General features: G+C 71.7%; 8 protein-coding genes. 5 read left to right on the forward strand and 3 right to left on the reverse strand.

All coding sequences use genetic code 11. The features are described 5' to 3' along the window. The 5 genes from L2I40_RS15240 to L2I40_RS15260 form a co-directional block, all read left to right on the forward strand. The coding region (locus L2I40_RS15240) for a DNA translocase FtsK (protein ID WP_237216058.1) at positions 1-1,549 on the forward strand (1,549 nt) is incomplete at its 5' end. Beyond that, positions 1,546-2,361: an alpha/beta hydrolase gene (locus L2I40_RS15245; RefSeq protein ID WP_237216059.1), complete on the forward strand. Its 816-nt coding sequence runs from the start codon at positions 1,546-1,548 to the stop codon at positions 2,359-2,361. The genes L2I40_RS15240 and L2I40_RS15245, both read left to right, overlap by 4 nt. 41 nt (positions 2,362-2,402) lie before the next feature. Beyond that, a complete protein-coding gene (locus tag L2I40_RS15250) occupies positions 2,403-2,975 on the forward strand; it encodes a helix-turn-helix domain-containing protein (RefSeq protein WP_237216060.1) in 573 nt (190 codons plus the stop codon). After that, positions 2,972-3,505, forward strand: a complete 534-nt coding sequence (locus L2I40_RS15255) for a GNAT family N-acetyltransferase (RefSeq protein WP_237216061.1) — start codon at positions 2,972-2,974, stop codon at positions 3,503-3,505. Before L2I40_RS15250 ends, L2I40_RS15255 begins: the two co-directional genes overlap by 4 nt. Positions 3,506-3,544: 39 nt before the next feature. Continuing rightward, on the forward strand, positions 3,545-5,263 hold the full coding sequence (locus tag L2I40_RS15260) for an ABC transporter ATP-binding protein (RefSeq protein ID WP_237216062.1): 1,719 nt from the start codon (positions 3,545-3,547) through the stop codon (positions 5,261-5,263). Between the two features lie 19 nt (positions 5,264-5,282). Here L2I40_RS15260 and L2I40_RS15265 read toward each other — a convergent pair whose 3' ends face one another. The 3 genes from L2I40_RS15265 to L2I40_RS15275 form a co-directional block, all read right to left on the reverse strand. Beyond that, positions 5,283-6,035: an SDR family NAD(P)-dependent oxidoreductase gene (locus L2I40_RS15265; RefSeq protein ID WP_237216063.1), complete on the reverse strand. Its 753-nt coding sequence runs from the start codon at positions 6,033-6,035 to the stop codon at positions 5,283-5,285. A gap of 44 nt (positions 6,036-6,079) precedes the next feature. Further along, positions 6,080-6,931 (reverse strand): M23 family metallopeptidase, encoded by an 852-nt coding sequence (locus L2I40_RS15270; protein WP_237216064.1) that lies wholly within the window; start codon positions 6,929-6,931, stop codon positions 6,080-6,082. Next, positions 6,928-7,318: exodeoxyribonuclease VII large subunit (locus L2I40_RS15275; protein ID WP_272910973.1), on the reverse strand; the 391-nt coding region annotated here is incomplete at its 5' end. The genes L2I40_RS15270 and L2I40_RS15275, both read right to left, overlap by 4 nt.

Here is a 7,318-nt window from a genome sequence, read left to right on the forward strand (position 1 = left end):
CCGGCAGGCCAGCCTGCCGCTGCCCGACGGCACCTGGCACCTGCCGCCGCTCGAACTGCTGGCCGCCCCTCCGGCGCGCCGCGCCAGCGGCCCGTCGGAGGAGGCGCTGCAGGGCAACGCCCGCCTGCTCGAAACAGTTCTGGAGGATTACGGCGTGCGTGGCCGCATCGCCGAGATCCGCCCCGGCCCCGTCGTGACGCTCTACGAGCTGGAGCCGGCGCCCGGCACCAAATCCGCCCGCGTCATCGGCCTCGCCGACGACATCGCGCGCAGCATGAGCGTCACCGCGGTGCGCATCGCGACCGTGCCGGGGCGCAACGTGATCGGCATCGAGTTGCCGAACGCCAAGCGCGAGACGGTGCTGCTCTCCGAGCTCTTCGCCGCCGAGGACTGGGCGAAGCACCCGGGGCGGCTGAACCTCGCGCTCGGCAAGGACATCGGCGGCGCGCCGATCATCGCCGACCTCGCCCGCATGCCGCATCTGCTGATCGCGGGCACCACCGGCTCGGGCAAGTCGGTGGCGATCAACACCATGATCCTGAGCCTGCTCTACCGGCTCAGCCCCGACGAGTGCCGCTTCATCATGATCGACCCGAAGATGCTGGAGCTGTCGGTCTATGACCGCATCCCGCATCTGCTCGCACCCGTCGTGACCGATCCGCGCAAGGCGATCGGTGCGCTGAAGTGGACGGTCCGCGAGATGGAGCGGCGCTACAAGGCGATGAGCCAGCTCGGCGTCCGGAACATCGCGGGCTACAACGAGAAGGTCTCGGCGTCGCGTGCGCGCGGCGAGGTGCTGACGCGGCGCGTCCAGGTCGGCTTCGACCCGGAGACCAACAAGCCGCTCTTCGAGGACCAGCCTCTCGCGCTCGAGCCGCTGCCGATGATCGTCGTCGTGATCGACGAGATGGCGGACCTGATGATCGTCGCCGGCAAGGAGATCGAGGCGGCGGTGCAGCGCCTTGCGCAGATGGCGCGCGCGGCCGGCATCCATGTGATCATGGCCACCCAGCGCCCGTCCGTGGATGTGATCACCGGCACGATCAAGGCGAACTTCCCGACGCGGATCAGCTTCCAGGTGACGTCGAAGATCGACAGCCGCACGATCCTGGGCGAGCAGGGCGCGGAGCAGCTGCTCGGCCAGGGCGACATGCTGCACATGGCCGGCGGCGGCCGGATCAGCCGCGTGCACGGTCCCTTCGTCTCCGACCAGGAAGTCGAGCGCATCGTCGAGATGCTGCGTGCCCAGGGCGAGCCGTCCTATGTGGACGAGGTCACCGAGACAGAGGACGAGGACGGCGACATGGGCGCCGTCGCCGGCCTGCTCGGCGGCAACACGGATGCCGAGGGCTCGCTCTACGACAAGGCCGTGGACCTCGTGACGCGCGAGGGCAAGGCGAGCACGAGCTTCATCCAGCGCCACCTCGGCATCGGCTACAACAAGGCCGCCAAGCTGATCGAGCAGATGGAGAAGGACGGCGTGGTCGGACCCGCGAACCATGTCGGCAAGCGCGAGGTGCTCGCGCCCGGCCCGAGGGACCGCGATTGACGCTGCTCGGCGTCGCGCTGACCGCCGCCCTGACCTTGGGCGGCTTCGGCGCGGCGCTCTACGTGTTCCAGGACCGGCTGATCTACTTCCCCGACACGCGCCCACCGCCTCCGCCCGCGGCGATGGGATTGCGGGATGTGCGCGAGGTGCGGCTGCGCACCGCCGATGGCCTCGACATCCTCGGCTGGGAGGCGCCGGCGCCGGACGGCCGCGCGCCGGTCATCCTCTACCTGCACGGCAATGGCGGCCATGTGGCTTACCGCGCCGAGCGGATCGCGCGGTTCCAGCAGCTCGGCTGGGGTGCGCTGGTCGTGCAGTGGCGCGGCTATGGCGGCAATCCCGGCGCGCCGTCGGAGGACGGGCTGGCAGAGGACGCGCGCGCCGGCCTCGCGCATCTGCGAGCCCAGGGCATCGCACCCGCACGCACCGTGCTGTGGGGCGAATCGCTCGGGACCGGGCCCGTCCTGCGTCTTGCCGCCGAACAGCCCGACGCCGCGGCAGCGTTGGTTCTGGAAAGCCCCTACACCTCGCTGCTCGATCTCGCGCGGCTGCACTACCCCTTGCTGCCGTCGGGCCTTCTGCTGCGCGATCGCTATGACAGCCTGTCCCGCATCGGGGCGGCGCGCGCCCCGATTCTGATCCTGCAGGGCGCGCGCGACACGCTGGTGCCGCCGGAGATGGGCCGGCGCTTGCAGGCTGCAGCGACAGCCCCGGCCGAGCTGTGGGAAGCGCCGGGCGCCGGACACAACGACATCGGGCCGGCCGGCGGCGTGGAGGCGGCGGCGGCGTTCGTGCGACGCCAACTGCGCTGAGGGTCTTTACGCCCTCTCTCTGATGAGAGACATTGTCTCCGATGAGAGATATCGAGGCTCCTGCCATCGAGCACCGTCTGGCGGCGCGCCTCGCGGAGCTGCGCATGGCGCGCGCCATGTCGCTCGATGACCTCGCCGCCCAGACCGGGATCAGCCGCGCCAGCCTGTCGCGCATCGAGCGCGGCGAACTCAGCCCCACCGCGACCCAGCTCAACCGGCTCTGCGCCGTGCATGGCTGGACGCTGTCGCGCCTGATGGCCGCGGCCGAAGGCGAGGCACCTGCGCTGGTGCGGCGCGACGACCAGCCGGCCTGGACCGATCCGGCGACGGGCTTCCGCCGCCGCGCCGCGTCCCCGCCCGGTCCCGGGCTGCGCATCGAACTGGTCGAGGGCGAGCTGCCGGAGGGTGCCGAGATCGCCTATGACCGCGCGCCCGTGCCGGGGATGGAGCAGCACGTGCTGCTGCAATCCGGCAGCCTGGAATTCGCCGAGGCCGGCGCGTCCTACACGCTGCGCCCCGGCGACTGCGTCCGGGTGCGGCTGCGCGGGCCGACGCGCTTCCGGGGCCTGGGTCCTGGTCCAGCACGCTACGTCATCGCGATCTGCGCGCCATGAGGACCGTCATGATCATCGAGGAGCTCGACTCCGTCGCGGCCGAGCACGAGTTGCCCGTGCTGGCGGAGGTGATGCAGGCCTGCGTCGAAGGCGGGGCCAGCGTCAACTTCGTGCTGCCCTTCAGCCAGGCGGACTCCGAGGCCTGGTGGCGCCGTGCCGTGCTGCCGGCGCTGGCCTCCGGTGAGCGGCGCCTGCTCGTCGCGCGCGTCGAAGGCCGCATCCGCGGCACCGTGCAGCTTGCCTTCGCGCCGCAGCCGAATCAGCCGCACCGCGCGGAGGTGACCAAGCTGCTGGTGCACCCGGAGGCGCGCCGCCTCGGCCTCGGCCGCGCGCTGATGACGCGGCTGGAGGCGATGGCGCGCGAGGCGGGGCGGAGCCTGCTGCTCCTCGACACGGTCGAGGGCAGCGCGGCGCAGCGCCTGTATGAAAGCCTTGGCTGGACGGCGCTCGGCGTCGTGCCCGGGTTCGCGCTCTCCACCGACCGGAGCCGGCTGGAGGGATCGGCCTTCTTCTGGAAGCAGCTCGCCTAGCCTGTTGCCGCAGCGGCCGCGTCGCGCTTGAAGGGCGCGATGCTCCGCGCCTTCGCCGCCTTCTACCGCCCGCATCGCCGGCTCCTGCTGCTGGATTTCGGCTGCGCGGCGCTGTCCGGCGTACTGGAGCTGATGTTCCCGATGGCCGTCCGCGCCCTCGTGGATCACCTGCTGCCCGGCCAGGACCTGCCTCTGATCCTGCTCGCGATCGGCGCGCTGCTCGCGATCTACCTGCTGAACGGCGTGCTGATGGCGGTGGTCACCTATTGGGGCCACGTCCTCGGCATCGCGATCGAGACCGAGCTCCGACGCCGCGCCTTCGACCACCTGATGAAGCTGTCCTTCCGCTTTTACGATGGCCAGAAGACCGGGCATCTGGTGGGGCGACTGACCAAGGACCTCGAGGAAATCGGCGAAGTCGCGCATCACGGGCCGGAGGACCTGCTGATCGCGGTGCTGACCTTCGCTGGCGCCTTCGCGCTGATGTTCCTGGTCAATCCGATGCTGGCCGCCATCACGCTGCTGGTCATGCCGGCCACCGGCTTCATCGTCGCGCGCTATGGCGGGCGGATGACGCGCAACTGGCAGGCGCAGTTCGGCCGTGTGGGCGCCTTCAACGCGCGGATCGAGGAAGCAGTGGGCGGGATCCGCGTCGTGAAGGCCTTCGCCAACGAGGCCGAGGAACGCCGGCTCTTCGCCGCCGACAACGAGGGCTACCGCCGCACCAAGCTCGACGGCTACCGGATCATGGCGGCCGGCGTGACGCTCAACTACATCGGGCTGCGGCTGGTGCAGGTGGTCGTGATGCTGGCCGGGTCCGTGCTGATCGTGCGAGGCGCGATGAGCGTCGGGGACTTCGTCGCCTTCCTGCTGCTGGTCGGCGTGCTGTTCCGCCCGCTCGACAAGATCGCCGCCGTGATCGAGACCTACCCGAAGGGCATCGCCGGCTTCCGCCGCTACCGCGAATTGATGGCGATCGAGCCGGATATCGCGGACCGTTCCGATGCGCGCCCAGCGCCGGCGCTGCGGGGCGCGCTACGCCTCGACGGCGTCTCCTTCGGCTACAGCCCGGGCCGCCCGGTGCTGCGCGGCGTCGACCTCGCCGTCGCGCCGGGCGAAACGGTCGCGCTGGTCGGTCCCTCGGGCGCGGGCAAGACGACGCTCTGCGCCCTCGTTCCCCGTTTCTACGATGTGGACGCGGGGCGCATCACGCTGGACGGGCATGACATCCGCGACCTGACGCTCGAGAGCCTGCGGCGGCAGATCGGCATCGTGCCGCAGGACACCTTCCTCTTCGCCGGCACGATCCGCGAGAACATCGCCTATGGGCGCCTGGGCGCGACCGACGCAGAGATCCTGGAGGCGGCACGGCGTGCCCGGCTGGACGATCTGCTCGCCAGCCTCCCGGATGGGCTCGACACGGTGGTGGGCGAGCGCGGGGTGCGGCTGTCGGGCGGGCAGAAGCAGCGGCTTGCGATCGCGCGTGTCTTCCTCAAGAACCCGCCGGTGCTCATCCTGGACGAGGCGACGAGCGCGCTCGACACCGAGACGGAGCGCGCCATCCAGGCTGCACTGGCGGACCTCGCGCGCGGTCGCACGACGCTGGTGATCGCGCACCGCCTGGCGACGATCCGGGACGCCGACCGGATCGTCGTGGTGCAGGACGGTCGCATCGCGGAGCAGGGCAGCCACCAGGCGCTTCTCGCGGCCAGGGGTGCCTATCAAACGCTGCACGAAGCGCAGTTCGGCCTGGCCTGAGGCCGGGCCGGGAACCGCCTCAGACGAAGCCGCCATCCACGACGAAGTGCTGCGCGGTGACCATCGCGCTGTCGTCGGCGGCAAGCCACAGCACGATGCGGGCGATGTCGGGCGGCATGACCTTGCGGTGCAGGCACTGCGCGTCCAGCGTCGTCCGCACGCTGTTCGGCGTCGCCCAGAGCTTCTCCTGGCGGTCGGTGAAGACCCAGCCGGGCACCACCTCGTTGCAGCGGATGTTGTCGCCGCCGAGGTCGCGGGCGAGGCCGCGCGTCAGGCCGCGCACGGCGGATTTGGCCGCCGTGTAGGCCGGCATGCCGCCCTGCGCCTTCATCCAGCTGACCGAGCCGAGGTTGATGATGGAGCCCGCTTTCGCCGCGCGCATGCCGGGCGCGACGGCCTGGGCGCAGAAGAACATGTGGCGCAGGTTGGTCGCGAAGCGCTCGTCCCAATAGTCGGGTTCCACATCGTCGAGCGGGTGGCGGTCGTCGCGGGCGGCGTTGTTGACGAGGACCTGCACCTCGCCGAGCTCGGCACGGATCCGCGCGATGGCCTCGCGCAGCGCCGCGATGTCGCGCAGGTCGCAGCGGAGGAAGAGACTGCCGGTGGCCTGCGCCACCCTGGCGCCGTTCTCGGCGTCGAAGTCGAGGAAGGCGACCTTCGAGCCCTGCCGCGCGAACTGCGCGACCATCTCGGCCCCGATGCCAGAGGCGCCGCCGGTGATCAGCACGACCTTGCCGCGCAGGCTCGGGTAGATGGCGTAGGGGTCGGTCATGCGGGTCCTCCGGGGCGGCGAACGCGGCGTGCGGCGGAGTGTTCCTAGGCCGGCAGCACGGGCTGGGGATCGAGCCAGACCTGGTACCAGGAGAGCGAGAAATGCAGGTGCGGGCCGGTGACGCGGCCTGTCGCCCCCATGCGCGCGATCTGCTGGCCGCGCGCCACCGTCTCGCCCTCGGTGACCAGACGCTCCGAGAGATGCGCATAGAGCGTGTTCACGCCATGGCCGTGGTCGAGCACGAGCAATTGTCCGAAGAAGAAGAAGTCGCCCGAGAGCGTGACGCGGCCGGACAGCGCGGCGAAGATCGGCGTGCCGACCGGGCCGGCGACGTCGAGGCCGTAATGCGGCTGGCGCGGCTGGCCGTTCAGCACGCGCTGGCTGCCGAAGATGCCGCTGATGCGTCCGCGCGCGGGCCAACTGAGCGGCTCGGCGAAATAGGTCAGCGTGCTGTCCATGGCGCGCGCGGCGCCGAGGCGCTCGCGCTCGGCGGTGATGCGGCGCAAGGCAGCCTCGTCCGGCGTGACCTGGGCGGGCGGCAGGCCGGTGATGTGCTGGATATCCCACTCGCGCCGGCGGACCGACAGCGCGCGGGTCTCGGTGCGGCCGCCCTGCGTGACGGCGAGGCTCGCGGTCGGCCCGTGGTCGCGCCCGAAGCCGAAGGCGAAGTGGCCGTCCGACCCGACGCGCAGCGTGCGCCCGTCCAGCGCGAGGCGCGTGCCCGGCGCGGCGCGGCCGACGAGGAAGGCGCCCTGCGCCGGCTCGCCACGAAACTCCTGGGCGTCCGCGGGACGGGCGAGCAGCAGCGCCGGCGCGGCGAGAAGCGTGCGCCGTCCGAGGTCGGGCAGGCCGACGCAGGAGAATTCGCGCGGACCCGGGTCGCAGCACTCGGTCACAGCAGCGATCCCTGGCTGTCGGTCGGCTTCGGCTTGCGCTTCAACGCCTCGCCCTCCGCCGTGGCGGCCACCGCGCCGTCGGCGAAGGCGATGGAAAGCCTCGCGCCCGGCGCCACGGCCGCGGCGCGCGTCAGCGGCTCGCCGACCGCGTCGCGCACCAGGGCGAAGCCGCGCGCCAGCACGGCGTTGTAGGACAGCGCCTCCAGCTGCCGCGACAGCCCGTCGAGGCGGGTGCGGCGTTCGCGGATGAGGGCTTGCAGCGGCGCGGCCGAGAAGCGGGAGAGCGTGGCGCTGCCGCGCGCACGCTGGATGCGGCGCGCGGCGAAGGCGGCGGCGCGGCTGTCGAGCAGGGCTAGCGCTGCGCGGCGCGCCGCGATGCCGGTGCGC

Source organism: Falsiroseomonas oryziterrae, assembly GCF_021864505.1.
GTDB classification, from domain to species: Bacteria; Pseudomonadota; Alphaproteobacteria; order Acetobacterales; family Acetobacteraceae; genus Falsiroseomonas; species Falsiroseomonas oryziterrae.